Here is a 26,496-nt window from a genome sequence, read left to right on the forward strand (position 1 = left end):
GGAACTCTAGTCCTCCGTAATAGTCAACGTGATTTGAAACAAGGTATGGTAACACTGATCCTGCGTTAGTTCAATCGTGCCATCATGGAGCGTTATGATTTTTTTGCAAATGGCGAGACCTAAGCCTGTACTGTCTTTGATCGGCCCGTCGCCACGGATGAATTCTTCAAAAATATGTTCTTTGATCGGCTCCTGAACGCCAATTCCGTCGTCTCCGATCCACAGTATAACGTTTCCTTCTTGTCGTGCACATGACACATAGAGCACCGTTCCCGCTGGATTATATCGCAGTGCATTGCTAATTAAGTTAGTGATGACGCGACTCATATGAATCTTGTCCATCTTGACATAGAGCGGTTCTTCCGGGATATGTGCTTCCAGCTCAAATCCCTTCTCTTCTATTTCCGGATAAAATTCCACCACGAGCTGCTGGAACCATTTCGTAACGTTCACTTTCTCTTTGCTCAATTCCGTATGCTTGTCATCCAGCTTCGCCAGTTCAAATAAGTCCTTAATTAAATTGGCCATATACGCTGACTTATCGTAAATATATTGAATATATTTGCGGGTATCTTTGTCTTCCAGTGCCTGATTGTCCAACAGAAGCTGCGAATAACCGTAAATCGAAGTAATCGGCGTCTTCAAATCATGCGAGAGGTGCAGCAGCATGTTTCGCTTATTGTTCTCGGCGGCTTCCTTCTCAGCAGAAGTGCGCTGCAAACGTTCAGCCATGCCGTTAAACGCATCTTGTATTTCCGCGAATTCCTTTTCGGCTGAATAATGAAGCCGCTTCGTGTAATTGAAATGCTCCATCTCTTTGATGCCTTCTAAGATTTGCCGCAACGGCTTTTTCACTTGTCTAACCGAATAGCGGGCGTAAAAGTAAAGAAGGATAAATAATAAAATAGCTAATAACGCAGCAAAGATCGTTGTCGCAGTTGATAATTTCAACAAGCGCTCAGGAATTTTCCACAGCAATACATATGATTCGCCATGCGGCCCTTTGGCTTGGTAAGCATGATAGGAGATTGCATCATCGTTGCGCTCTACATCCATCTTGGCATACATTTGACCGTCTTCGTAATGCTTGATGTCGTCCTCTTTGTTTCCTTTGACAAAAATGATCTCGCCTGACTCATTCACGATTTCGAACCAACCGCCGTACTTGTCCAGCAAATGCCCACTGATGTTGTGGAAAGGGTACCGATAAATATCCGTTCCATTAATTTGAGCAACGACCAGTTCATCTATATACCGCCTCATAAATAGGTTCGTGCTCAGGAGAGATACAATGATCGCTGCTATCATCAGGACGCATATCACTGCATAATTTCGAAAAAATACCCGTTTCAAGGGACGTCGACCGGAGAGATTATTTGCTTTTTTCAAAACGGTAGCCTAACCCCCTAATCGTAATGAGGTGGATAGGCTTTCTCGGATTATCCTCAATTTTCTCACGGATTTTGCTTATGTACACCATAATTAAATTTTCGTCTCCGATGTACTCCTCGCCCCACACCTGCTCGTAAATATGCGCTTTGGTCAATACTCTGCCAGCCTCTCTCATAAGAAGCTCCACAATCTTGAATTCGTATGATGTCAATTCTTTTGGGATGCCGGACTTGAACAGTTGGCAGCTCCTTGTATTCAGCCTCACATCTCCGATTTCGATAACCTCCTGCTCCTGCCTATCCACCTTGGCAAAGGAGTCGATTCGCCTGAACAGCGCCTGAACGCGGCTGACGACTTCCAGTGGGTTGAAGGGCTTGCCCACGTAATCGTCCGCCCCGAGCTGCAAGCCGTAGATTTTATCCATATCGTCAGACTTGGCAGAAATAAAGAGAAACGGAATTTGCGAATTCTGCCGTGTTTTTTTGAGTAATTCCAATCCATCCATTTGCGGCATCATAATATCGGCTATGACCAAATCGATGGACTGCTCCTGCAAGATGGTCATCGCTTCGGCACCGTTCCCGGCTGTAATCGTGGCATAGCCGTGGTTGGTTAAATAGATGGTCAGCAGTTCCCGAATTTCGGCTTCATCATCAATAATAAGTATGGTTTTCATTTGTTGTTCCACCTCTATGTATGCAACAATAACTCCCGATTCACTTGCGGCTAAGCGCAGATGGATCGGGAGTTGTGCTGAATTAAAATAAATTGTCAGCGAACGTAGACAGCATTGCTGCAGCTTCTTGCTTCAGCATCGGCTGCTTGGATCGATAGTCGAACGTCCCGTCTTTCCCTTGGACAACTTCAGACCCAAATAATTGCTTGGCAATGACGAACTGAACGCCTTCACGCGCCCAGGTATCGGTGGAGCCGCTGAGCCGGGCTTCTTTCGGGCTGGTACCCACATGGTTGAATGCCATACGCCATATAATAGTCGCTGCTTCCTGACGCGTCAACAATTCCTGCGGATGAAATTTGCCGTTCTCAGGCTTCTGAATGACACCAAGCTCATAAGCAGCTTGTATTTCTTTAGCAAACGAACTGTCGGATATATCTATGAAAGCAGGCGTGCTCTTGGATGGAGACACCCCGGCCCATCGAATAAACCAACCGATAAACTGTTCCCGGGTAATTGCTTGTGCAGGCTGAAAGCGGTTGTCGCCGCTTCTGTCATCAATGACTTTCAATTGGCGTAAGTGATAGATATACGATGCATACGGATGGTCGTCATTAACATCCTGATAATGCTGCGGCGCCGCTAATTTTTCGGTCCAACTATCTGATTTCTGGTCGTAATATAATGCCTTTACCTCGCCGCTGTCATTTAACTTGAATGCAGCTTTTACGCCTTGTTCATCTTGGAAAAGCAGGGGCTCGATTTCACGGAGCACATGCTCTCCTAGCGGATCTTTCACGATAAGCTTGCCGTCCTTGGCATGAACGCGAGAGGTCCACATCCGATTCCGTAAGTCACTGTACATGCCTTCAAATTTGTCCAACGATTGTGTCGCTTGCTCATGAGGAGCCTGTGCGCCATCTTTCTTGGGATAATAATGATCCATAAATGCTTCCAACAATTCCTTACGGAATTCAACATCTTTATTTACAGTGACGAAAAAGCCGACCTTTTCATTAGGAATCAACCACATATTGCTGTGATACCCGGCCATATCCCCGGCTTTTTCAATTATATAATGTCCGTTGTATAGCTGCTGATTGGCGTATTCAAAGCCGTAGGCCATGTTCGGCAGCTTCTCATGTATGGCAAGCTGAGGCTTATGCATTTCCGCTGCTGTTTCTTTCTTAAGAATCGTTGCATCTCCCAGCTTGCCGCCATTTAGATGGGCGAGCATAAAGTTGGCCATATCAGCGCCAGTAGAGAGCATGCCACCTCCCGGAAGCTCTGTCGGAACTGTTGCGTAGGTAGGAATTGCTTCTCCCATCACGTTATAGGGAACGGCCAGGTGCTTCGTGATGTCCGAGGTTAAGCGGAAATTGCTGTTAGTCATACCTAGCGGTTTAAAAATATGCTCCTGCACGTATGAGCCAAATGGCTGTTTGCTCACTTGCTCTACGATGTAACCTTGAATCGTAAAGCCTAGATTGTCATAGCGGTAGTACTGGCCAGGCTTGCGGATCACCGTAGGCGTATTGTCCGATACATATTGCTTGATAGAAACTTCTCGAGTTATGTCGTCCGTAGATAATTCTGAGCCGTCTCCGAATTCGAATCCGGTCGAATTCGTCATTAAATGCTTCGTGGTTAGGGGAGTGCCAGTCTTATTTGGGATATTAATATCTCCCAGGTATGCAGACACATCTTTGTTCAAATCGATTTTACCCTGCTCTGCCAATTGCATCACAGCCGTAGCGGTGATCACCTTGGAAATCGAAGCGACGCGGAATACGGTTCGATCCGGATCGACCGGCAGCTTTTTATCCACATCTGCATAGCCGTAACCTTTCTTCAACAGTACCTTGTCACCCTTGACGACGACAAACGTCGCTCCTGCCATACTTTCCTTAATTTCTGGACGGCTAAAGAATTCATCAGCAAATTGCTCAACTTCTTTTGGGTCTTGTGGTCCTATGTTGACGGGCTCCGCCGATACTTTCGATAATGTACCCGTACCGCTAAGCAAGCTGGTTACTACGGTGAAGGTCAGTGCAATGGCCGTCACGCGCTTTGAAAACATATTCATTGTTTGCTCTCTCCTCTGTATCATTTTCGTGCATCATCAGAATATAGGAGCAAACTTAATCCAGATTCTATGTAACCTTAATGTAATGTGAAATTTTCGATGAACAACTGAATCTTAGGGGAGGGAGGGGACATGGGATGCAACAAAAAAACGGCATTTCTGCCGTTTTGATCACATAATTGGTGGGTTCTGAGGGGTTCGAACCCTCGACCTGATGATTAAGAGTCAACTGCTCTACCAACTGAGCTAAGAACCCGTATGATAACTGGGTTCAAGGGGGATTGCTGCATCCCGATTGAACGAAGCTGTTGTGAAATGCCTTGTTCCTTAACACCCCTTAAGTATAGACCTCTACAGGCGATTCGTAAAATAGAATTAAGGGGGTTATCCGTGGATATTCAAGGATATTCCCTTCTCTGCTAAGGGTGTAGCATGACTCTGTTAGGAATACTTCCATTTCCCGTATCATGCGATAAGGAGCAGGGATTTAGTTCTCTACTCCTTACCGTACATGTTTACATTTGGGTGTTAAGATGTTTTTTCAGTTACCGAAATTGTTGAGGGCTGCTTATTTGAAATTTAGGTGCGGCGCATATACGCGCGGACGGTGAGTGGGGCAAAGATGGCTACAATGACCATAGCGCACAGGAGAGTGAGGCCAAATTCAATGCCGATCGTGCCTTGATTGGCGAGCTCACGAACAGCACTTACTAAATGGGTGATTGGGTTTATATTAGCAAACCATTGAAGCCAATCTGGCATCGTATTGACCGGTACGTACGCATTAGAGAGAAAGGTGAGCGGGAACAGCACCATCATGGCAATCCCTTGTACGCTAGCTGCTGTACGAGCAATGACGCCGAAGAAAGCAAAAATCCAGCTGACTGCCCAGGAGCATGCAATGACAAGCAAGCCGGCGATTGCGACATAACCTAGGCCTCCGGCTGGGTGATAGCCCATTAAGTAGCCCATCACGAAGGTGAGTACGGTTGCAATGGCAAAGCGGATCGTATCTGCCAGAAGGGCTCCCGCCAAAGGCGCAATACGCGCGATCGGAAGGGACTTGAAGCGGTCGAATACGCCCTTATCCATATCTTCACGCAATTGGACACCAGTGGCGACGGCACTCGTGATGACCGTCTGGACAAGAATGCCGGGGATAATGATTGGTAAGTAATCATGTACATTTCCTGAGATTGCTCCGCCAAATATATAGGTGAACATGAGGGTAAACAAAATGGGCTGAATGGTTACATCGAACAATTGCTCGGGGGTACGCTTTATTTTGAGCAGCCCACGATAGGCCATTGTCATTGAATTACGTAGTGACTGACCGAAGCTGGCATAGTTTTTTAACTGCTGGTGTGGGCTCTTATTTACAGTTGCATTACTCATACTCGTGCCTCCTCTCTAACGTTCGTAAGTTCAGTATTGTGGATCGCGTTCGTGTTCTCTATAGCACCCGACGAGCTGTTCCCGGTGATGGTTAGAAATACTTCGTCAAGTGTAGGTTTTTGTACACTGATTTCGGCAAGTCGAATTTCTTGGTTGCGAAAAGCGATCAACAGGTCTGTTACTTGGTCGGCGTCGGCCATCGGTGCAGTAATAGTTCCAGCTTCGGCGGTTACATTGGAGCGGACTTGAAGTACTTGCTCTACGATTGCACGCGCATCGGCGATATCTTTTTCATGTTGAAGTCTTAAATGCAGCGACGACGTTCCAACGGAAGCCTTAAGTTCATCCACGGTGCCTTCTGCGACAACTTGGCCTCGGTCGATAACCGCGATACGATCTGCCAACTGATCGGCTTCATCGAGGTATTGTGTGGTGAGGAGCACGGTTGAGCCTGTGTCGACTAAACGGCGAATCGTATCCCACATCTGTGAGCGGGTACGCGGATCCAGCCCTGTTGTCGGTTCATCCAAAAAAATGAGCGGAGGCTGAGCAATGAGGCTCGCAGCCAAATCCAGCCTGCGTCGCATACCACCGGAGAAGTTCTTGAGCGGCCGCTTGGCTGCCTCTGACAAGCCAAATTCCTCTAACAAGTCAGCAGCCTTGCGCCGTGCCTCAGCACGACCTAGACCGAGCAGCCGCGAGAAGATAATGAGGTTCTCAGTCGCGCTTAAAGACTCGTCAACCGATGCGTATTGTCCTGTGACCCCAATTAATTGACGGACGATATGGGATTCCTTCACGACATCGTGTCCGAAGATCCGTGCCTCGCCAGCATCCTGACGCAATAAAGTAGCTAACATTCGAATCGTCGTCGTTTTCCCTGCTCCATTTGGACCCAGCACGCCGTATATCGAACCAGCTCGAACGTTCAAGTCTACGCCATCGACAGCGCGATTATCTCCGAATGTTTTGACGAGCCCACGGGCTTGAACGGCCCATTCATTGCTGCTCGAACCTGCTATGTTGAAATTATTGTTCATTTCCATTTCTCCTTACTTAAAGATGGAATGTTTGCACTTGTTTTCAGTCTATTTGCATTGTAAAAGTAATTTACAGCCTGTTAAACCTTCTGTGGAATGGTTTTCCAGTCAGTCTGTAGACCGATAAACAACGGCGTAAGATGAAGCCTTGTTATGAGCACAAAGAAACACGCCTAACCAACAGCGTGTTATCTAGGATAAATGTTATTCAATAAAGATGTAGATAATGAATGGAATAGTGTGCTTGTGTTCGGTATATGCTTGATACGAGCGTATGTCCGAGAATGATGTTTGCAATGATGATATGATCATTTTGGAGGAGGTATGAATAGAAGCCGGGAAGAATGTGAAAATCCTAAGTAACCCCATACATGGGCGAGTGAGATTATAGAAGCAGGAAGCCCTAGCAGCAGTAATCTGGACGTATCGATTTTCCGAGTTTCCTTGTCGCGAGATGAACCATTCAAGAGGCTTAATCCTAGTAATCCTAGAAGTGCTCCTATGCCTCCAAAACAACCAATTGGATTGACGATGATGTAGACGAAGTTATACTCAAGGGTGTGCTTCGAGGGGGTAAGAAAAGGGGATATCTTCGTTAGAGAATACAATGATATCCATTTCAATCAATTGATAATGAAATCGATGTAACAAAAAAACACGACTCAACGGATTATCTACTTTGAACGGTTTAATAAAAGAGAAAGATAAATCGAGAAAAAAGAAGAAATGATGTCTAATTGCTTCATATTGCTATAAAATTGTTGAAAAGAAGAAGAAAATAACCTGCCAAGTCTGATAATAGGAATTTGCAGGAAATTGCACAGAGGTAGTATAATGGTTTGGCATACAAAAATATGGGGCCATAGCTCAGCTGGGAGAGCGCTTCGCTGGCAGCGAAGAGGTCAGGGGTTCGATCCCCCTTGGCTCCACCAAATAAATAATAAATGCAGCTGATTGGCTGCTTTTTTATTATGGTGGATTGCAAAAGGGGGCGAACCCCGGGTTCGTCCGCGCGCAAGGAGCCAAAGGGGAGAGAGCACGGCGTCCCATTCTACCTCTAAGGTAGTCATCGTTGAGTGAGCTTCGACAGCAAGAATAATCAGGAATGGGACATCCCGTAAAGGATGGAGCGAGGATTGCGAGCGTAATCACCTTGGCTCCACCAAATATATTAATAAATGCAGCCGATTGGCTGCTTTTTTTATTATGGTGGATTGCAAAAGGGGGAGAACCTCGGGGGTCGTCCGCGCGCAAGGAGCCAAAGGCGAGAGAGCACGGCGTCCCATTCCACCTCTAAGGTAGTCTAACTACTTGATGATAAAGAGAAGGAATGGTACTCTAGGATGAAAATCGCGATAATTATACATAGTATGTAGCAACGTACATTAAGATGGAAGGGGCTATTATGTATGAAATTTATTCGATTAACAAGTGCTGACGGCATGTTTTTTAGGGAAGCGATGGACTTATATGGGATGAGTTTTCCTCAGCACGAGCAGTGAATATTAGATGATCAAATTATAGTTTTAAATAATTCAGCACATCATTGCGTAGTGATTATAGAAGACGATGAGTTATTGGGCTGATATTTTACTGGAGTACGGAACGATTTTCATACATTGAACATTTTGCAATTAATCCAAATATGAGAGGGAATAATCTAGGATCGCGCTGCTTACAAGAATTTATAGAAGCGCACGGAAATGTGATTTTAGAAATTGATCCACCGAAAGATCCTATTTCAAAAGTATATTGAAATAAAGAAATGATATTACTATGCGTACATACTACACTAATTTGATAGGAGGATGTGTTATCAAAAAGCTTTTACTTAAGAGATTGCCATTGATCTCACTTGGAGTTATGGCTTATATACTGACAAAATACGCGCAGAACCATCAGGATTGGGCAGAAAAATACAGTAGGTCTGTATATCCGATATTGTCAAAAACAGTAGAATTTGTACCTTCTTGGGTTAAATTTTCTGTTAGTGAATGGCTCGTAGTGTTGGTTGTGTTACTTTTGCTATTTTATATAGGTTATTATGTGCGCAAGGTTATCATGAGTAAAGGTGCACGTAGGATGGTAGTTTATCGTGGTACTCTAGGAATAGTTGCAATCTGTAGCGTGATATATTTTTGCTATACTGTTTTGGGTGGAATAAACTATCACAGATATTCTTTTTTGTCTTATACCGAATATAAAGAAGAGAACTACAGCAAGGAGGAACTGGTCAAATTGAGTAAGTCGCTTGCCGTTGAAATGGAATTGGCAAGGGAAAAGTTAGAGGATACTGATCTTTTGGCTCAAGTACCAGAGGTTTTTGATTATTATGCACAACACGCAGTGCTGTCGATGCAAATGTTATCAAAGAAATATCCTGTTTTGGAGCATTCTTTATATTCAACACCAAAACCAGTGGTGATGTCAAAACTAATGTCGCGTGCAGGGATACACGGTATTTTTGTCCCTTTTACTTTTGAATCCAATATTAATGTTAATGTGCCAGTTTTCTTAGTGCCTGCTACTATGGCACATGAATTGGCACATCAGAGTGGTTTTATGCATGAGGATGAGGCAAATTTTATAGCTTATCTGGCATGTAAGCAGCAGGATGATCCAATGATACTCTACAGTGGTTTTTTTCTAGCGTTTGATTATTCTATATCAGCACTAAAGAAAGTTGATTCAGATCAGGCGTCTGATATAATGTCCAGTCTGTCCAAGGCGGTGCAGCATGACATAGTACAAAATGAACAGTATCGGGATAAGTATGAGGGTGTTATTTCGAGTATTTCAAGAATTGTAAATGACTTATATCTGAAGGCGAATAATCAGACAGACGGTTTGAATAGCTATAGTGGTATGGTAAATTTGTTGCTGGCAGAGCAACGAGGAATAGAGAAGTATCATTAAATAAAGTATAGATATTATTAGGAGTGAAATAAACAAAATAAAAGTATTTCCCATTCCATATGCTGGAGCGTCGGTAAATGTATATTGTGAATGGAAAAAACTACTGCCGGATAGATATGAATTGTGTATATGTGAATTGGCTGGAAGAGGAACTCGATTCACAGAGCCTTGCTACCAGTCTGTTGGTGAAGCAAGTGAAGATATCGCAAAAAGAATAAGTGAACAACATCCATTAATACTAAATCTTCTAAATGCTCTGCCATATTAGGATATTTTGCAGCTATTATACGAACTGAAACGAAGGAACTGGAGTACAAGGACTACGTTATAATAAACGTCCTGAAAACGATGATCGATAAAGATGTAAATTATCAATAAGTGTGATAAGATCATTCTGGGAATTCCGTCCAATAATATATTGTAGGAGGTTTAAAATGAAGAAAAAGCAGGTCATTGTTTTATCACTTGTTTTTGCTCTTACCTCTTTGTTAATTGGGGGAGCATTTGCTAGTGGGAAAATTTCAATTGTTGTAAACGGTCGAACAGTACCTACTGACGTTTCGCCTCGCAATGTTGATGGAAGAGTCATGGTTCCTATTAGTACGATTTCTAAGGCATTAGGTGCTGATGTGACTTGGGATTCTAAAAAACAAACAGTAATTATTAATCAGAAAAGCGGAACTTCAGTTTCTACTCCTGATCTATGGAATGAAAAATTAAATCTGACTGGGGGAGAATGGGCAGACATCGTATCTTTGATTAATAAGTATTTCGTTACATATGATTCAAGGGATGAAGAAGCTTGGAAAAAAACAATAGCCTCTAGTTACTTGAATAACGGTTCAATCGAACTACCAGGAGGAGGAGTATATCCTTCCATTCTAGAGTTGAAAATAGTAGATGCTAAAAAAATAGTAGATGCTAAAAGAAAAGGGGAAGGTAGGAGCGATGGAGACCAATACAAAGTACGTGTAAAAATAGTTCATTACATGAACTTATCCACACCATTTGTGGCTGAATGGGACTTTGATGTAGCTCCATATATGAGCAAGGGATACCTGATAGATTATGCAAACATAATCAGTGATACCCAATTAAAGAATTATACCGTTTTCCCTGGTTTAACATTCCAAGATGTTTCTGAATAAATATTATATTTATGATATGTAATGAAGCCCATAGCTTATCGGGGAATTTCCTATAAGCTATGGGTTTTCCTTTTTTTTAGCGTACTTTTTCTAGTTATTTCTTACATATTTGGAGCATTTCGCCGCAATGTACAAACTAAAGATCGGCATCAATTTGCATCGTTTGGGATTAGTCCGAAAGATCGTTATGTTGCCGCGCATCGAGTAATTAACAGTGAATTAACAAGAATCGTATGAGGATGACTTCTCATAATTTCTATAAACTTCAATTTCAGCAGTTTCCTGCTAATGTCGCTATTAGTTGATTCGAAGCAGTATATTCGGGCCCGAAACCGAGTCATTCCACCTGAAAAGGTGGATTTTTTGGTTTTTATCAGAGCACGTTTGTCATCCCAAACATATTATTTATAGATGAATGTCATGAGATGAGGCTTTAAGCAGTACTATTCTACATGAAATCGGAGTTGAAAAAATGGATAGAAAAAAAACAAAATTGACCGCGAAAATCATAAAGCCAGAGGATGCACGGCATGATGAGAAGCACAGGAACGCAGACAAAGCTATTCGAACGGCGAAATATTGGGGTTATCCAGTTCGAATGAGGAATTCAGGGATTTACCGAGGCAAAGGAGTACCAGAAAAAAGCAATAAAATTTTTTTCAATAATGAGAAGAATTCCGTAAAGAAAGTATATCAAGACGATCACAGCATACTTAATCATCCGATTGGACCGAGTGCCAACCGATTAATTGGTCAGGGGACAAAAGTTCATGCCAAAGGGAGTATTACTGATGTTCCGGGTATCCTAGTGGGGCACGCAGAGGATAGAAGCGGTCGTACTGGTTGCACGGTTATTTTGTACCCTGAAGGTGCAGTTCCCGGCGTGGATGTCAGAGGCGGTTATCCGGGTACGGAACAGACAGATGCGATTAAACCCGGAACTTCAACGGATCTTATACAGGGGGTTCTTCTTACAGGCGGCAGCAACTTCGGTCTTGCGGCAACAGCAGGTGTCGTGAACTGGCTTGCAGAGCATGGGTATGGTACCCCGACAGATGTTGGACCGCTCCCTACTGTGCCTGCGGCTGTTATTTTTGACCTTTATTATGCGAAAGGCTCCCGCAGGCCTGATGCACAGTTGGGCTACAAGGCAGCACAAGCTGCGAAGTCCGGTGCCGTGGCGCAGGGCAGTGTTGGTGCTGGAGCGGGTGCGACGGTAGGGAAAATCTACGGTACGCCGATGAAGGGCGGAGTTGGAACCGCCTCTTGGCAAATCCCGGGCGGTCCTATAGTAGCCGCTATTGTAGTCGTCAATGCGCTTGGAGATATTTGGAATAATAATCATATCATAGCCGGGGCGCTCGAGCCTGATGGTAAATTCGTTAACCAAACTAGGGCAATTCTTGAAGGAATACCACCAATGCCGATCTCGACCCGGAGCAGAAGCACAACCATCGCTGTCATCGCAACCACTGCAAAACTAGACAAAGCCGAGGCTGGGAGGGTTGCGACACTCGCCCATGACGGAATGGCGCGGGCGATTTCCCCGGTGCATATTCAAGGTGATGGGGACACTGTATTCTGCATAGCTACCGGAACCGATACTAGCGGGCTTATTGGTAATGCCGCCGTGACCGCAGTCGGCACCGTCGCAGCGGTGGTGCTTGAACAGGCCATCGTCAGAGGAGTAAAGGCAGCCCAAGCAGAAATTAAACATCAACAAAGTAAGAAGTGAAATGAGGTTTCGATCACTTCCAAACTATTCGTTCAAACAGCAAAAATGGGCTGAGGACAAGATCCTCAACCCATTTTGTCAACAACCCCTTCTAGACATGGGACTATTTACGTAAAATTCCTATCACTCTTATCTATTAGTGCATCATTTAGGGAATTCCATGTGATTCAAGTTAACTACTTATCCTGATTAAGTTGAGCTCGCAACACGTCTTGGCCTGTTGCAATGGCACCGTCCCTAAGGGCAGTTACGATTCTCCCCAAAACAATATCAACAGGTTGGTTTTCGTCATTTACTGCATCTAGAAGATGTTTGCCGAAGTTGTTAGCGCCGCTTTTTAAAGCAGAATCAAGGAAACCCTTGAAAAATTCTTTGTGTTTATCAGACATGTATCTCACCCCCTTCCGATAATACGGGTATCCCCCTGAGGTATAGTCTGATGGGGATTCGACTTCCTGCTAACGTCGACCAACTAACATCAGGAGTGGTTTAGAAGGAGAGATATTTCTTTTCTTTTTCTAAGGCCATTTCTTGCACTCAGCTATTTGGCTTTTTCTTTCGCGCGTCTTTTTGCACGATCCTTTGCACGATCCTTCGCGCGTTCTTTCGCGCGTTCTTTCGCGCGTTCTTTCGCGCGTTCTTTCGCACGTTCCTTCGCACGTTCCTTCGCACGTTCTTTCACACGTTTCTTCGCACGTTCCTTCGCACGTTCCTTCGCACGTTCCTTCGCACGTTCTTTCGCACGTTCTTTCGCACGTTCCTTCGCACGTTCTTTCGCACGTTCTTTCGCACGTTCTTTCGCACGTTCTTTCGCACGTTCCTCCGCACGTTCTTCCACATGCTCGTTCACACGTTCTTCCACATGCTCATTCACACGTTCTTCCGCATGCTCCTTCGCACGTTCTTCTACATGCTCATTCGCACGTTCTTCCACATGTTCCTTCGCATGCTCCTTCTCATGTTCCTTCGCGCGTTCTTCCGCGCGTTCTTTCGCGCGTTCTTCCGCGCGTTCTTTCGCGCGTTCTTCCGCGCGTTCTTTCGCGCGTTCTTCCGCGCGTTCTTTCGCCCGTTCTTTTGCCCGTTCTTTTGCCCGTTCTTCTGCCCGTTCTTTCGCACGTTTTTTCGCGCGTTCTTCCGCCTTTTCTTTCGCTTTTTCATACTCCTTATCATTACCAAACCAAGAAAGGAGGGCGTTGCCTACAGTTCGAGTAGCTTCAATCAAGATGGAAGAAGGGCCTTTGTTTGGTATTTTTTCAACTGCTGGTTTTCCTTCTAGCTCTTGCAGCTTTTGCTTGGATAGCTGCTTCCATGCCGAATTTTGTGTTTGACTCTCCAATTTTCTAAAATACGTAGCCGCGTCTTGGTTCTGGCCTATCTTAATGCAAGCCTCACCGAGTTCATAGATGAGTTCCAATTGTTTTTCAGTGTCAAGCGTGTCAGATGGTGTATTGAGGACGTGGGTGAAATCTTCAATCACCGTCTTCGTCCGATGGAAGTACTGCTCTGGGAGATTGTAAGAGGACTTGCCGCGAAGCAGTCGGATCGTACTGTCGTGTGGGTCGGCGGCTACCGCATTGTCGAGCATTTTCAATCCCTGTTTTGACCATTTCAATTTATCAGATGCCTCTGTTTTATCTCTTGCAATCAATATCATGGTGCTGCCATAGTAAGCACCAACAAGAGGATGATCTGGATCATCGACGTGCAGCTGTTCTAAAATCTGATGTGCTTCTTGAACAGCAGCCGCACTCCCAGCTACGCCATCCAGATACAGTTGGATAGCTAGGGTGAGTCTTTCATTGAACGGGTCAGACGGAGTAGACACCTGATCTGACACGGAATTTAGAACAGATTCGGTCAATGAAGCATGATCATCGCTCGATGTTGAAGTCTCATTTAAGTCTGAGCCTTCCATATCGCTGGGATTAAGGTTTGTCACTCAATTCATCCTCTCTGTACTCATGCATGAACACATTGCTCGCTTGCATGATTCTAATCATCTTTTTTCTTTGGATACATGGAGGCAAGACGCTGTGAGACTTCATTCGCCTTGGCGGGATTGCCGCTATTTTGGTAGGCTTTGCTCAGCTTTCGAAGTACTCTTCTGACTTGATTGTGGGTAAGGTAATTTGAATCTTGTTGATAACGGTCAAGGAGGAATGTGAAGTCCTCGATCGCTATTCTCGAAGAATAGAAATAAGACTCCGGCAGATGCAGGCAGACACTTCCGCGTAAGAGGCGAATTTCTTTTTCGTTGGGATCCATTTCTACTGCTTGATTCAATACCTCTAAACTCTCGAGTGCTTTTTCTTCTTTCTCAACAAGTTTGACGGCATCACGTGATAAGAGGGCTAATGAACTACCGTAATAGGCTTCAATAAGCGCATGATGAGGCTGGGTCTCACGGAGCCTTAAAAGCTTCTCATGCGCTCTTTTCGCTGCCTGTTTGTCTCCATCAACTCCATCTTGAAGAAGCTTTTTTACGATCTTGAATTGTTTTTCAGGAGTGCTGTCAGATGACATGTATGCCTAACCTCCAATTTGCTTCGCCATTCATTTGAAAGTCGAGTCCCTCTACGCCAACAACTCATGATTTCGAAGGTTATATAATTGCTACGATATGCGAGTCCCTACTGCATTGATTGGATGAAAAAATCAGTTTTCAGAAGATATACAGTTGTCCGAGTCAAGGGTGACATTGCCTGCATTTCATATAAGGATGACTTGGAGGGATGGGGAGTACAAAAAACATTGAGAGAATGCTAGACGAATAACATGCCGCAGGTGTGGACTGAAAATGGTTAGGAGGATTTTTATGAAAGCACAAACCCATAAAATGAAGGTAACCGTGGACGAACATACATCCCATCTAGAACAATTCAAAGCATTTTTCACGAAATTGGATGAGGATGGAAGCACCATTGAGAAGCTGCCTCGGCAAAAAATCGAAGAGTATCAGTTACAAGCAATTAACGCCACGCTTGCTCATGTTTGGGACCACAATGAATATTATCGTTCAAAGCTGGAAGAAGCAGGCTTTACAGTGCCGGAGATTGAAAGCCTGAAGCAATTAACAAATGTACCGCTATTGAATAAAGACGTCATTCGAGGCGATAAGCAGAAGATCTTATGTGTAGACCCGAAAGAAATCGGGCAGGTTCACCTTACGAGCGGTACTTCGGGAAAGCCTATTTATACCTCGTACTCGTTAGCTGATCAGTATGTCTATGATTTGCTGCCGAAATATTTGGAATTGTTTAAGGAAACGGATGTTGATGTGGTAGCCGTCGCCTTGCCTTATGAATTTGCTCTGCCTGGTCTTGGGTTTCAGCGGTTGTTTCAGTTTGCATTTGGAACGGCAGTACTGTCACTTGGCAAAGGCGGTTACATGGCTCCCGTCGATAAGTCATTAGAATTGATGAAGGAGTTCCAAGCTACTGTTCTGACTACGACGCCCTCTTATGCGGCGCTTTTGGCCGAAGAAAGCGAGCGGTTCGGCATCAAAATAGGTGAAGACATACGATTGAAAAAAATAGTGCTTACAGGTGAAGGCTGCTCCTATAAATTCCGTGAGCGTTTGGAACAATGGTGGGGATGCGAAGTATCCTTCTTCTACGGATCGACCGAATGTGGCGTCGTCGCGGTCGAATGCAGTGAGCACAAAGGTTATCACGTGATGGAGGGACATGTAAAAGTCGAAATTATTAATCCAGTTACGCAGGAAAAGCTCCCTTACGGCAAGACGGGAGAAATCGTTGTAACGACGCTGTTGCGCGAGGCCATGCCAATGGTGCGTTATCGCAGTGGGGACATCGGATATTTACAGAAATCCAAATGTGATTGCGGTCTCACGATGGACGTCCTTCATTTGAGAGGAAGAATGGAAAGCATGATTCGATTGGGGGATGAGGACTACTCACCGTTCCTATTAGAACAATTTTTGATGGAAATTCCAGATGTGGGTATGTGGTATCACTTCAAATTGAATCAGGGATTATTCAAGATTGAAGCCGAACCGTTTCGGACGGAATTAACAGATGAGCAATTGGCAACGAAAATCCGGAAGCATATGACGGATCGAATCGGCATTGATTGCGAAGTGGAAATCAGACATGATATTCCTCGGACTTTTGGCAAAGCAACGCGAATATTCACGTAAGACAGCTAGGAGCATGGGGCCAAGGATTCGCATTAACCATCCTGAAGCGCCGTGTTACGCCGAGAGGAGGTGCCCTTATGACCGATATTCAGAGGGAGCGGGAGGAGAAGTTCAAGAATTTATTAGTACGCCTAATGAAATCTCCTCTATATCAGGATCGATTAGCGAACTATAACATCGATGATATCGGGATGGAGCACATTCAAACACTGCCCTTGACAACGAAAGAAGATCTCCGGAATGCCGGTACTTTCGGACACCTAGCTGTCGAAATGAGTAAGATTGCCCAATACCACGAATCCACGGGTACAACCGGAGAACCTTCCGCTTCTTGGTTCACGCATGAAGATATGCGAGTAGGCGGAAGACAGCTTCAGGAATGCGGAGTCCGATTAACAGCGGATGATCTTGTGCTGATTCGATTCCCGTATGCACTGGCGCTGCCCGCCTTCTTAATGCAGCAAGCTGCTTGGCAGACAGGAGCAGGGGTTGTACCTGCAAGCGGACGTACGGTAGTTACACCATATCCGAGAGTATTAAGTCTTATGAAGCGCCTACAAGTTACCGTATTAGCGGGGCTTCCGCGCGAGATGGAGCTTCTGGCTGAGACAGCGCGTCTCATTGGTTTGGATGTGAACACAGAATTACCAGCGCTACGGGCTATATGCGTCGCTGGTGAGTTAATGAGCGAGAAACGCAAAGAGCATATCGAGAGGCTGTGGGGTGTACCCGTTTTTAATATGTATGGTTCGACTGAAACCGCGAATATTGCAACCATGTGTGAGTATGGATCGATGCATATCGTGGAGCAGGATTTTTACGTGGAAGTGCTGCATGAAGATGGTTCAGGTCCTGTTGCTCAAGGAGAAAGAGGGTTTGCGGCGATAACAACGCTCACACATCAAGCTTCTCCTCTGTTGCGATACTTTAATGAAGATATTATCTCCGTCGAACCTTCCAGGTGTGCTTGTGGGCGAGCAATGGGCAAGTTGGTGCATTACGGTAGAAGTAAGGATCGAATCGTAATCGGTGATACGATTCTAGATGCTTATGACATCCAAGAAGCTGTCTATTCGTTGACACCTGCCCCAGATGCATGGAAGGTATTGGAGCAAGAAGAGGGATTGTACGTTCTTCTTGATTCGCACGATGCTGGACAATGGAGTAGGGAGGACATCCAAACTCGATTAGCTGAAAAGCTTCATTTACCAATCACCCTTCAAATCATTACCGACGCAACGCTTCTCGATCGAGTTGGGCTCGTAAATAACGCGCCATCGACCAAACCGGTATATATCCAGAAGCGAAATAAAATCTAAGCTGATGAGGGAAAGGCTGCAGTCAATTGTGAAAAAGAGGGGTGTACTCGTATTGAGCGACAAATGGAAACAATTAATTACGCAATGGGATGGAATTAATAAACAATTGCTTGATCTGATGAACGAACGTGCACGAATGGCTGCGGAAATCGTTCAAGAAAAGAATAAGCAGGGCATTTCACAAGCGGAGCCAGTTGGCAACCAACAACTACTGAAAGAGCTTGCTACCCATTCTTTGGCGAATCCTGAAATAAAAAAAGAGGCTCCTGCCGAGCGCAAGCTTCTCGTTAGCCGCCAGCATAAGAGTGAGGATACCGTTATTCAAGTAAATCATACTAAAATCGGCGGCTCTTCGCCTATTATCGTCGCTGGCCCCTGCTCTATTGAAAGCAGAGATCAGCTGCTTACCGTTGCTGCCGCAATGAGGAATGCCGGCATTACCGTCTTACGAGGAGGCGCGTATAAACCAAGAACATCACCGTATGATTTCCAAGGCCTTGGCGAAGAAGGATTGCAAATCATGAAGGAAGTGGCTGATGAAACGGGGATGGTGACGATCAGTGAGATCATGAGCCCTAAGCATATTGACACGGCAGCTCGTTACATTGACATCTTTCAGATTGGTGCCCGCAATATGCATAACTTTGATTTGCTGAAAGCCGTTGGCCAAACCCAAAAGCCTGTCTTGTTGAAACGCGGTCTCTCCGCCACACTCGAAGAATTCGTATTTGCGGCTGAATATTTGCTATCCAGCGGGAATAACCAAGTTATGTTAATTGAGCGCGGAATTCGCACCTACGAGAAATGGACGCGTAATACACTCGATATTTCTGCTGTTCCGATATTGAAACAAGAGACCCATCTCCCCGTTCTCGTGGATGTTACCCATGCGACTGGTCGTAAGGATATTATGCTTCCATGCGCGAAAGCAGCGTTAGCAGCTGGCGCGGACGGTATTATGGTCGAAGTGCATCCGAATCCGCAGGTTGCACTTTCTGATGCGAAGCAGCAGTTGAATCTTGACGAATTTCACACCTTCTTGCAGGGTCTCCGCGATTCCGGTCTCTATCGTTAGCAGCAAGGCATCATCCCAGAAGTTGCTGTACACAGGTTATATATCAACACGAGCTGACATACGGCTAATGGAGGTAACTGTATGACAGATACCGATGGCAAGGACTCGAAGTATGCGGGGAAAGAATTGGACTTTTTGCAGAAACTGATTTTCGATTTGCTATTAGTGACAGATGGAAGGACAACAGATTTGCTGGAAACCTTGTTGGATGAAAAGATGCGCGTAACGGTCATTCGACAAGAGCAATTGAATGAAGTACCTGCTGATTATCAAGTGGACTCCTCTGCCGCTCCTTTATATCTGAGAGAATCATTATTGATAAGCGACAAAAGTGACTTAATCGTTTCTCACAATATTGCAATCGTGAATTCAAAGTACGTACCCGATTCTTTGTTTGAGAGTATTGCTCATAGACAAGAGGGGATTGGCAAAGCAATCAGCTCGATGGGATTACAATCCTACAGGAAAGTGGTTGATTCTGGGCTCAAGGGCGAAGAAGAGGCTGTTGATCTGTTCCAAAAGCCTCACAATCTTCGTATCCCTGAGTTGCACACTACTAAAATCCCTTACAAGAGATATGACATTTATTTTCAGGTATTTCCAGGGATTCATATGCTTGAATATTTTAATCCAGAAGTCATTAGATACCGTTTGAACAAGGTTCTCAATTCCAAAATGGAGGGATAAAACATGAGTGAGGAAATGAAAGAACAGAAATCGACGGACAAAGAGGAAAAAGAAAAGGCGAAAGAGCAGGCTAAACTTGAGAAGAAAGCAAAGAAAAAAGAAGAAAAGAAAGAAAAGGAGAGACTGAAAGAACAGAAGGAGATTGAGAAAAAAGCTAAGAAAAAAGAAGAAGAGCAGGCAAAAGAGCAAGCAAAGAAGCAAGAAAAAGCACAAAAGGAGCAAGAAAAGGCACAAAAAGAGATTGAGAAAGAGCAGCGTGAAAAAGAAAAAAAGGAAAAAGAAAAAGAAAAAAAAGCAAAAGAGAAGGAAAATAAAGAGTAATAAATACATGAAAATGTAATAGGGACTGCTTTCTTATTATCGTTGAAGGAAGTGGTCCTATGTTTTCTCCATAATTCAAACCATGCTCTCGTAGCAGATGCGTGTCCAACTCAAAAAAACCTCTGGTCAATAACGTACGTTCATCAACCAAGAGGAGAAAACACGAAACAGAGAGTCAACCCTTTTATTTAATTGTAGCGATGGCAAAATTCACTTTCTCTCCATATTGCTTTTCTGACTGTTTTTCATTTGTTCTGCGAATTCCATACCTGAATTCACCAAATGCTCACTGGCATGTTGTACGCCAATTTTAACGGCTGCGAACAGCTTTCCAGCAGGAATATCGGATGGTTGATCCGCATCCTCCATCGCATCAATAATTTGCTTCTCTGCCACATTCGCGCCGCTTTTCACCGCTACGGAATAGGTATTGGCGAAATGTAAAAATCCGTTCTTCACATCACTAAAGAACTTCGACATCCCTTGATTATTCGTTGCCAATTGTGTCATCTCCATTCTAAAATCATCTAATTCGGTGGTCTCTCTTGCTCATCATTGACTTGCAATTCTTTTTCTTCAGATAATTGCTTACTTGTCGAAACACTTTCCAAAGGTGCTTTTGGATCATCCTTTAGCATTGGAGCTGGCTGAACTTGGATGGTTCGTTCCTTTCTATCCATGAAAAATTTTAATATTGCAACAATGACTCCGACCAGAAGGACAAATGTCAGTACACCGGCTAGGGTTAGTCCGAGAATAAAGATTACACGATCAGCAAAGCCCATTTCCTTCCTATCCATGTCAATACTCACATCCTCTCACAATAGTCCAGTATATGTATGGAGTGCCTCGATAATATGGACACATGAGCACCCTCCAGCGTAATTCCACGATTGTCTATTCCATAAGGAGGATAAAGAATGAATTTCACTTTATTTCGAAATGTAGCTTGTCTATTCTTGGTTGGATCACTTATGATCTCCCTGCAAACGCAAAACTACATATTGATGGGTTTGTGGGTATGCTGTACTGGCTTGCTTTTCATTTACAAGCCAATGCGATCATTTCTCCTGACAACGATAGGCTTGGGGGCCGGATTTGCTCTCTATTTATTCATAAACTCAAGTTGGATTCACGATTTGGAGCCCAAAGAATGGCATATCCTTCTCAACAGATTGTCACTGATTTGTATCCTCATTCCCTTGCTTGTCTTAGCGCTTATTCAAAAATTACCTTTTATGCTGTATGCGAAAAAACCGCTTTGGAACGAGCGGATAGATATACCATTTATTTGGTCGGGCTTCCGTCAATCCAAAGTTAAGGTTTTCTTGCCCGTCGCAATTGCAGCGACTTCTGTAGCTTTTATGCCGTTTGTGATTCGAAACGGGTGGGGTCACGTGCAAGAGATTTGGTTATTCGCGCTCGCTTTTTCATTCATAAATGTGTTGGAGGAGATCATCTGGCGAGGGGTGCTTCTTAGCCGGTTCTCTGAACAATTAGGTGATAGGTGGGCAGTAATTGTGACTAGCGCAGGGTTTGGTTTACAGCATTATTCCCTTGGATTCCCATGGGGCGTTTGCATCGCCTTTGCGCTGGGTGGGCTGTATTTCGGAGGAATTACGATCAAATCCAACAGCCTCATTCCTGTCGTGGTCTGGCATACGTGGATGAATGTTCTTATGATTTTCAGTGGTCTGCTCTTATAGCCGCGAGCGGTACTAACATGCGTTTACAGCTAGGAAAGGGAAGATAAAAAAAATTTAGAAAATGGAGGGTTATTCAAATTTACAATGAATAAATGGTATAATTAGGTTGCTTTGTTGAGAGGAGAAAAAGGGCTGAAAGTTTATGCTGCAAGGCATAACAAAAACTCCCTTCCCGCACGAGGCAGTAAGAGAGTTTGTATTCTGCTTATATTCAGTGAACGAATCCGAACGGATGAATCGTTGTGCGATTTACTTAGCCAGCAGTTCAGGCAAGTTGATCTGCTCGTCAAGCTGGTCTGCGAAGCGACTCATGCATTTGCAAATGAAATCCTTGCGGCAAATCGGGCATGGAATAGTAAGCAGTCTGCTAACATGTTTGGCACCGTGATTATAAAAGACGCGGCATAGCGTACCATCTTGCAATTTTACTTTTACTTGATAAAGGTTATCGGCATCGTTGCGTTCGATTAACGTTTTTTCCTTTACAATCGGTTCATAGGTCACGTTGGCTTCACCTGCATCCTTAAATTTTTTGCAAGTAACATATTATGTTGTTTGGGCTCGTTTGTCAATTTATTTCTTCACGAAGGGTGGAAAATCCATATTCCAAAAATTAAGTATTTTCATTTGTCTTGCAGATGGTGATACATATAGTGAGCGAATGACTTTGAGACAAAATTGGAGGAGCCCACCATGCATGAAGACGACACAGAATTCAAGCATCTTAGTGAACTAATTGAAAAGAGAAACGAACTTCAAAATGAAATTAACTCCATACTTGCGCGAATGACGATGAAGCAGGAGGAGCGGGTGTCCAAACTTGCTGAGAGTATTTCCGCTTCACACAAACGCAAATAAGCCTTTCTCATAATCTTAACCAATGTTCACCTCTATATTCATAGCAGAATGCCAGGAGGTTGATAATTATATGATAAGGTACTCTGACTTAGAATCATCGGGCCACGCTTCAGTTGAAAAGGGAGGCGAGCAGCAGAACGTGATGATGCCGAGAATCGAGCAAATGGTGCATGGCAATCATCCAAGGGTGACCCTCGCGCATTGGCACTCGCATTGGGAAATCAATCGTGTCGCTGGGGGCAACGGCCTATATATCATTAACGGAACACAGTATACGATCCAGCAGGGCGACATTGTGCTTATCCCACCTCAGCAATTGCATCGGGTATGCGGGACAGATCAGCTGCTGCTGGAAGCGTTTCATCTTGAGACGCCTCACCAGATGAATGGTTGGTGGGCCGAAGATATGAGTTCCGTAATACATCGTATCGGACAAACTGTGCCACATGTCCTGTATCGGTCTATGCAGCAATGCGGATTGCTATCCGAAGTGTTGATGGATGTGAAGCAAGAGCTGGCTCAGAGGGAGTTTGGCTATGTATCTATCGTTCAAGCACAATACATGCGGCTGCTGTCGCTGCTTAGCAGATATGCTAGCAAACCCCTCTCTAGCTATACTCCTGCGCCATCTAGAGGTGTGCAGACGGTGAAAGAAGTCATACGCGTAATGGAAGGTCAACTAGCCTTTCCATGGACGTTGAAGAAGCTCTCTGATTTGGCACATTTAAGCCCATCCCGATTCAGTGCGTTGTTCCAACAGACGGTAGGCACATCACCACTGGATTATCTCATCAGGCTTCGATTGACATATGCAGCTCAGTTATTAACCTCTTCGAATGAAAAAATCATCGAGATTGCCGCAGAAAGTGGCTTCCGCAACCTGTCCAACTTCAATCGACTATTCAAGGATCACTTCCAAATGTCACCTAGTGAACTGCGAGATACGAATGAACAGCTAGAAGCGTAATGTTATTTTTACATGGATATCTTCTCCTCAAGACACAAGAAATGTCATTTTACACCTATTTGATGTTCATTGAATTGTCACATTTACAAAATTTGCTTCCGAAATTTACAAGAATGTATTGAGAGAAATAGGAAAGATTTTGTAATATGAGAAGTGATGAATGTAACTGACGAAGGGGCGTAGAACTGTTATGCAGAAATGGGCTATGTTCATTTTGTTCAGCATTGCGTGCCTGCTTGCCGCTGGCTTGATGCTGTTCAATATGCCGAAGCCGGAGGTCGAGGAGGCAGCTCCTGAGGGAGTCACTCTAGTTAAGCTTGTGGCAACGAGTGATTTTAAGTTCGACCAACCGGAGTATAAAGTGAAGGCTGGGGAGAAGGTTCGCATGAAGCTTGTGAACAAATCCGGCTTGCATGGTGCTGAAATTAAAGATTTAGGCATTGATCTGAAGGATGGCCAAATGGAAAAGGACGTTGTATTTGAGAAACCAGGCAAATACGAAATCCAATGTTCGGTTATGTGTGGAACAGGCCATGATGATATGAAATCGGTTCTTATTGTAGAATAATACGTTTTTAGTTGAGAGAAGGGGCTGGCAAGCTCCTTTTTTTCATGCCGCAGGCAGGAACAGGAGATTGATCACCTACGCCGAATGTAGTAATGGGACGGAAGACTTAGGCTTTGAGGGATGAAGTAGAAGTCGACTTCCGCGTTATACGCAATACCATCTCAAGGGAGGGCTAACGAATGTATTACGTGAACATGGAGCAGATCGAGCAGCGTCTTGATTTTATACCGAATCTCATACAGACAGTAGAGCAGATTATAGCGAAATGGGACGGAAGTCTACATAGCTCGTTCGCGCAGGAACGTGCGCTGCACATCGCGATCGAGATCATAACCGATGTCGGCAGCTTGCTTATTGACGGATTCTTGATGCGTGATGCGAGCAGCTATGAGGATATCGTCGAGATTATTGCTCAGGAACAAGCGGTATCACCTGAGCTTCATGCGTCGTTGCTTCAGCTTGTTGTCTTGCGCAGGGCGCTGGTTCAAGATTATATCGCTTGGGAGAGAGGGGCGATACATCCTCAGCTGTCCAGCCTCCCTGTATGGCTGCCAGAATTCGCTCAATCTGTTCGCCACTTCATAACGAAAGAACTGGCACTAAAATAATTCATGTATGGGATCTTAGGCAAGGTTGTTGTCTGTATGGGAGTGATGCGATACAATGACGATACGATGACAACCAAAGTTAAGGTGGTTACATGAAGCAACCAGTACGCAAATTATCCACACGTGAAGAGATTATGGGCTTACTCAAGACAAATGGAGCTATGTCTGTTGCTCAGCTTGCCAAGCAGCTGGAGATGACAGAAATGGGGGTAAGACGGCACTTATATGCCATGCAGCAGGATCATTTGCTGGACACCGAAATGGTTCGTCAGCAGATGGGTCGTCCCTTGCAAATGTATCGCTTGTCTGATACGGGTGACGAACGATTTCCGAAGCAATATCATCAGCTTATATTAGATCTGCTTCAAGAAATGGAATCTTGGCAGGATGAGAATAGTGTCCAACGTCTGTTCGAAGGCAGAAAACAGTCGATGCTGGAAAAATACACACCCCTTGTCCAAGGCAAGAATTTTGAAGCACGATTAGAAGCGCTTGGTCACATCCAAGACTCAAATGGATATATGGTTGAGACGGAGCAAGCAGACGATGGAAGCTGGCTCCTGCATGAGTACAATTGTCCGATCGCACAAGTCGCTCAGCAATATAAAGAACCGTGTGCTTGTGAACTAGCTTTGTTCCGGGATTTACTGGATAGTGATGTAGAACGGACAGAATGCCTTGCTGAGCGGGGTCAGCGCTGTACGTACAAGATTCGTCCTCGAACAGACAAGCAGGAATAAATGGAATGAGTTCAGCGCACACCGTTGCACAGCCGTATTCCTGCATAGGTTAGGTAGATGTAGGCAGACCCCTCAGGGGTCTGTCTTTTTGTGCTGCACAGGACAGGCATACCCAAAAAGTACAGGCATGGTTGTGTCAATACGAGCCCAACTTCCTTATACTGTCAATACGACATGGGCATGCGCCCGGTTGATTTCACAGCTAAGGAGGGGAGACGATGACGGAATGGAGCATCTTGTTGGCTGCTATTGCTTGGAGTGCTGTATGTATAGCTGCTATCGTTCTGATTATCCGTGGGATGCGCACATTGGGGAAGGCAGACGCTAGTTTGGATGAAGGGAAGCAATTAGCTCACCAGCTCCAAGTGTTGACGCGTCGTGCTGAGGATGTGCTGAAGGAAACAGAACAGACAGTAGGAACGGTCAAGGAGTGGACACATGAATTGCAGCGTGCCCGGGATATCATTCAACGAGGAAATGATGCATTGGAGCGAATTATATCTCATGCTAGCCAGCAAGGTACGGAATCTGCAGGGAAGCAGCGATTGACGGATATCCTCCAGCTATTCGAGCTAGGATGCTCTATATGGGCCTCCATTCAAGGGAAGCTATCTGGGCGCTCTCCTAGCTCGTCTACATCTCCTAGCTCGGAGAAATAGACCGGGTACTGAGTGATGAGGAGGAAGGAAAGATGAGCAATAAGAAGTTTTGGATAGGGGCATTAATCGGAAGTGTGATTGGATCGGTATCGGCATTGCTGTTCGCACCGAAGAGCGGTCGCGAGCTGCGCAAAGATATTGCAGAGGGTGCACAGCAGGTCAGTGAACGGACACAGGAGTGGGCAAGGCAGGTTGGAGAGCAGACAGACGAGTTGATTTCATCCGCCAAGGGCAAGGTTGCATCCTTCAAGCAAGGCTTCAGCTCATGGAAACAGCGGAATTCAGAAGAGGCGCAAATCGCGGCCATTTCAAGCTTATCTGCTGAACAAACAGCAGAACCGACTGAGGAATGGAATGAGGAAGCAGAGGCGGAAGTGAACGTGCAGGATGGGGAGAATAAGGAAGAAGTACAATAGCCGCAAGGAGACGTTAGCAGCGTTT

General features: G+C 44.7%; 29 protein-coding genes and 2 tRNA genes. 19 read left to right on the top strand and 12 right to left on the bottom strand.

What is annotated here, in order from left to right; all coding sequences use genetic code 11:
* Positions 1-6: 6 nt before the first annotated feature.
* The 6 genes from BP95_RS0128540 to BP95_RS0128565 form a co-directional block, all read right to left on the bottom strand.
* Positions 7-1,389, bottom strand: coding sequence for a HAMP domain-containing sensor histidine kinase (locus BP95_RS0128540; RefSeq protein ID WP_028533827.1), 1,383 nt, complete (start codon positions 1,387-1,389; stop codon positions 7-9).
* On the bottom strand, positions 1,373-2,068 hold the full coding sequence (locus BP95_RS0128545; protein WP_021252103.1) for a response regulator transcription factor: 696 nt from the start codon (positions 2,066-2,068) through the stop codon (positions 1,373-1,375). Before BP95_RS0128545 ends, BP95_RS0128540 begins: the two co-directional genes overlap by 17 nt.
* A gap of 82 nt (positions 2,069-2,150) precedes the next feature.
* Positions 2,151-4,154 carry a serine hydrolase domain-containing protein gene (locus BP95_RS0128550; protein ID WP_021252102.1) on the bottom strand — a complete coding sequence of 668 codons (2,004 nt, stop codon included), beginning with the start codon at positions 4,152-4,154 and terminating at the stop codon, positions 2,151-2,153.
* Between the two features lie 180 nt (positions 4,155-4,334).
* A tRNA-Lys gene (locus tag BP95_RS0128555) sits at positions 4,335-4,410 on the bottom strand.
* Between the two features lie 323 nt (positions 4,411-4,733).
* Positions 4,734-5,549, bottom strand: a complete 816-nt coding sequence (locus tag BP95_RS0128560; RefSeq protein WP_021252101.1) for an ABC transporter permease — start codon at positions 5,547-5,549, stop codon at positions 4,734-4,736.
* On the bottom strand, positions 5,546-6,589 hold the full coding sequence (locus BP95_RS0128565) for a daunorubicin resistance protein DrrA family ABC transporter ATP-binding protein (protein ID WP_021252100.1): 1,044 nt from the start codon (positions 6,587-6,589) through the stop codon (positions 5,546-5,548). The genes BP95_RS0128560 and BP95_RS0128565 overlap by 4 nt, the downstream gene beginning before the upstream one ends.
* Positions 6,590-7,445: 856 nt before the next feature.
* Between BP95_RS0128565 and BP95_RS0128570 the strand changes: the two genes are divergently transcribed.
* The 6 genes from BP95_RS0128570 to BP95_RS31610 all read left to right on the top strand — a co-directional run bounded on the left by BP95_RS0128570 (position 7,446) and on the right by BP95_RS31610 (position 12,388).
* Positions 7,446-7,521: transfer RNA gene (locus BP95_RS0128570), tRNA-Ala, on the top strand.
* Between the two features lie 653 nt (positions 7,522-8,174).
* Positions 8,175-8,345, top strand: coding sequence for a GNAT family N-acetyltransferase (locus BP95_RS34695; RefSeq protein WP_368087125.1), 171 nt, complete (start codon positions 8,175-8,177; stop codon positions 8,343-8,345).
* An 89-nt stretch (positions 8,346-8,434) separates the two neighbouring features.
* Positions 8,435-9,505, top strand: coding sequence for a DUF3810 domain-containing protein (locus tag BP95_RS0128580; protein ID WP_028533829.1), 1,071 nt, complete (start codon positions 8,435-8,437; stop codon positions 9,503-9,505).
* A 77-nt stretch (positions 9,506-9,582) separates the two neighbouring features.
* The gene (locus tag BP95_RS34700; RefSeq protein ID WP_155987359.1) at positions 9,583-9,723 is read left to right on the top strand and encodes a hypothetical protein; all 141 of its coding nucleotides are present in this window, start codon (positions 9,583-9,585) and stop codon (positions 9,721-9,723) included.
* Positions 9,724-9,939: 216 nt separating this feature from the next.
* The gene (locus BP95_RS32195; RefSeq protein WP_021253303.1) at positions 9,940-10,653 is read left to right on the top strand and encodes a copper amine oxidase N-terminal domain-containing protein; all 714 of its coding nucleotides are present in this window, start codon (positions 9,940-9,942) and stop codon (positions 10,651-10,653) included.
* 472 nt (positions 10,654-11,125) lie between these two features.
* Positions 11,126-12,388, top strand: coding sequence for a P1 family peptidase (locus tag BP95_RS31610; protein WP_231515226.1), 1,263 nt, complete (start codon positions 11,126-11,128; stop codon positions 12,386-12,388).
* Positions 12,389-12,564: 176 nt separating this feature from the next.
* Here the strand turns inward: BP95_RS31610 and BP95_RS0128600 are convergent, their stop codons facing one another.
* From BP95_RS0128600 to BP95_RS0128610, 3 genes are all read right to left on the bottom strand, one after another.
* Entirely contained in the window at positions 12,565-12,777 is a 213-nt protein-coding gene (locus BP95_RS0128600; protein ID WP_021253301.1) for a hypothetical protein, read from the bottom strand.
* 152 nt (positions 12,778-12,929) lie between these two features.
* Entirely contained in the window at positions 12,930-14,327 is a 1,398-nt protein-coding gene (locus BP95_RS34155; protein WP_231515227.1) for a hypothetical protein, read from the bottom strand.
* 53 nt (positions 14,328-14,380) lie between these two features.
* Positions 14,381-14,911: a tetratricopeptide repeat protein gene (locus BP95_RS0128610; RefSeq protein WP_028533830.1), complete on the bottom strand. Its 531-nt coding sequence runs from the start codon at positions 14,909-14,911 to the stop codon at positions 14,381-14,383.
* 292 nt (positions 14,912-15,203) lie between these two features.
* Between BP95_RS0128610 and BP95_RS0128615 the strand changes: the two genes are divergently transcribed.
* The 5 genes from BP95_RS0128615 to BP95_RS0128635 all read left to right on the top strand — a co-directional run bounded on the left by BP95_RS0128615 (position 15,204) and on the right by BP95_RS0128635 (position 19,949).
* On the top strand, positions 15,204-16,547 hold the full coding sequence (locus BP95_RS0128615) for a phenylacetate--CoA ligase family protein (protein ID WP_028533831.1): 1,344 nt from the start codon (positions 15,204-15,206) through the stop codon (positions 16,545-16,547).
* 77 nt (positions 16,548-16,624) lie between these two features.
* Entirely contained in the window at positions 16,625-17,866 is a 1,242-nt protein-coding gene (locus tag BP95_RS0128620; RefSeq protein WP_021253297.1) for a phenylacetate--CoA ligase family protein, read from the top strand.
* Between the two features lie 52 nt (positions 17,867-17,918).
* Complete coding sequence (locus BP95_RS0128625; protein WP_028533832.1) at positions 17,919-18,941, top strand: bifunctional 3-deoxy-7-phosphoheptulonate synthase/chorismate mutase; 1,023 nt, start codon at positions 17,919-17,921, stop codon at positions 18,939-18,941.
* Between the two features lie 81 nt (positions 18,942-19,022).
* Positions 19,023-19,628 carry a chorismate pyruvate-lyase family protein gene (locus tag BP95_RS0128630; protein ID WP_028533833.1) on the top strand — a complete coding sequence of 202 codons (606 nt, stop codon included), beginning with the start codon at positions 19,023-19,025 and terminating at the stop codon, positions 19,626-19,628.
* Positions 19,629-19,631: 3 nt separating this feature from the next.
* Entirely contained in the window at positions 19,632-19,949 is a 318-nt protein-coding gene (locus BP95_RS0128635; protein ID WP_028533834.1) for a hypothetical protein, read from the top strand.
* 210 nt (positions 19,950-20,159) lie between these two features.
* Here the strand turns inward: BP95_RS0128635 and BP95_RS0128640 are convergent, their stop codons facing one another.
* Positions 20,160-20,450, bottom strand: a complete 291-nt coding sequence (locus BP95_RS0128640) for a hypothetical protein (RefSeq protein ID WP_028533835.1) — start codon at positions 20,448-20,450, stop codon at positions 20,160-20,162.
* 26 nt (positions 20,451-20,476) lie between these two features.
* Positions 20,477-20,749, bottom strand: a complete 273-nt coding sequence (locus tag BP95_RS0128645; RefSeq protein WP_028533836.1) for a hypothetical protein — start codon at positions 20,747-20,749, stop codon at positions 20,477-20,479.
* 339 nt (positions 20,750-21,088) lie between these two features.
* Here BP95_RS0128645 and BP95_RS0128650 point away from each other — a divergent pair, with 339 nt between their 5' ends.
* A complete protein-coding gene (locus BP95_RS0128650; RefSeq protein ID WP_231515228.1) occupies positions 21,089-21,655 on the top strand; it encodes a CPBP family intramembrane glutamic endopeptidase in 567 nt (188 codons plus the stop codon).
* 249 nt (positions 21,656-21,904) lie between these two features.
* Here BP95_RS0128650 and BP95_RS0128655 read toward each other — a convergent pair whose 3' ends face one another.
* The gene (locus BP95_RS0128655; protein WP_021253290.1) at positions 21,905-22,159 is read right to left on the bottom strand and encodes a hypothetical protein; all 255 of its coding nucleotides are present in this window, start codon (positions 22,157-22,159) and stop codon (positions 21,905-21,907) included.
* Positions 22,160-22,348: 189 nt separating this feature from the next.
* Between BP95_RS0128655 and BP95_RS33420 the strand changes: the two genes are divergently transcribed.
* The 7 genes from BP95_RS33420 to BP95_RS31630 all read left to right on the top strand — a co-directional run bounded on the left by BP95_RS33420 (position 22,349) and on the right by BP95_RS31630 (position 26,471).
* The gene (locus tag BP95_RS33420; RefSeq protein ID WP_155987360.1) at positions 22,349-22,513 is read left to right on the top strand and encodes a hypothetical protein; all 165 of its coding nucleotides are present in this window, start codon (positions 22,349-22,351) and stop codon (positions 22,511-22,513) included.
* 70 nt (positions 22,514-22,583) lie between these two features.
* A complete protein-coding gene (locus BP95_RS31625) occupies positions 22,584-23,480 on the top strand; it encodes a helix-turn-helix domain-containing protein (RefSeq protein WP_051614219.1) in 897 nt (298 codons plus the stop codon).
* Between the two features lie 190 nt (positions 23,481-23,670).
* Positions 23,671-24,048, top strand: a complete 378-nt coding sequence (locus BP95_RS0128670; RefSeq protein WP_021253288.1) for a cupredoxin domain-containing protein — start codon at positions 23,671-23,673, stop codon at positions 24,046-24,048.
* 179 nt (positions 24,049-24,227) lie between these two features.
* Positions 24,228-24,656, top strand: a complete 429-nt coding sequence (locus BP95_RS0128675) for a DUF86 domain-containing protein (RefSeq protein WP_021253287.1) — start codon at positions 24,228-24,230, stop codon at positions 24,654-24,656.
* Between the two features lie 92 nt (positions 24,657-24,748).
* Positions 24,749-25,396: a helix-turn-helix transcriptional regulator gene (locus BP95_RS0128680; protein WP_028533838.1), complete on the top strand. Its 648-nt coding sequence runs from the start codon at positions 24,749-24,751 to the stop codon at positions 25,394-25,396.
* 218 nt (positions 25,397-25,614) lie between these two features.
* Complete coding sequence (locus tag BP95_RS0128685; protein ID WP_028533839.1) at positions 25,615-26,055, top strand: DUF948 domain-containing protein; 441 nt, start codon at positions 25,615-25,617, stop codon at positions 26,053-26,055.
* A 32-nt stretch (positions 26,056-26,087) separates the two neighbouring features.
* Positions 26,088-26,471 carry a YtxH domain-containing protein gene (locus BP95_RS31630; RefSeq protein ID WP_036667669.1) on the top strand — a complete coding sequence of 128 codons (384 nt, stop codon included), beginning with the start codon at positions 26,088-26,090 and terminating at the stop codon, positions 26,469-26,471.
* Positions 26,472-26,496 lie beyond the last annotated feature (25 nt).

The sequence above is a fragment of the Paenibacillus sp. UNC217MF genome (assembly GCF_000686865.1).
In the GTDB taxonomy this organism is placed as follows: Bacteria; Bacillota; Bacilli; order Paenibacillales; family Paenibacillaceae; genus Paenibacillus_B; species Paenibacillus_B suaedae.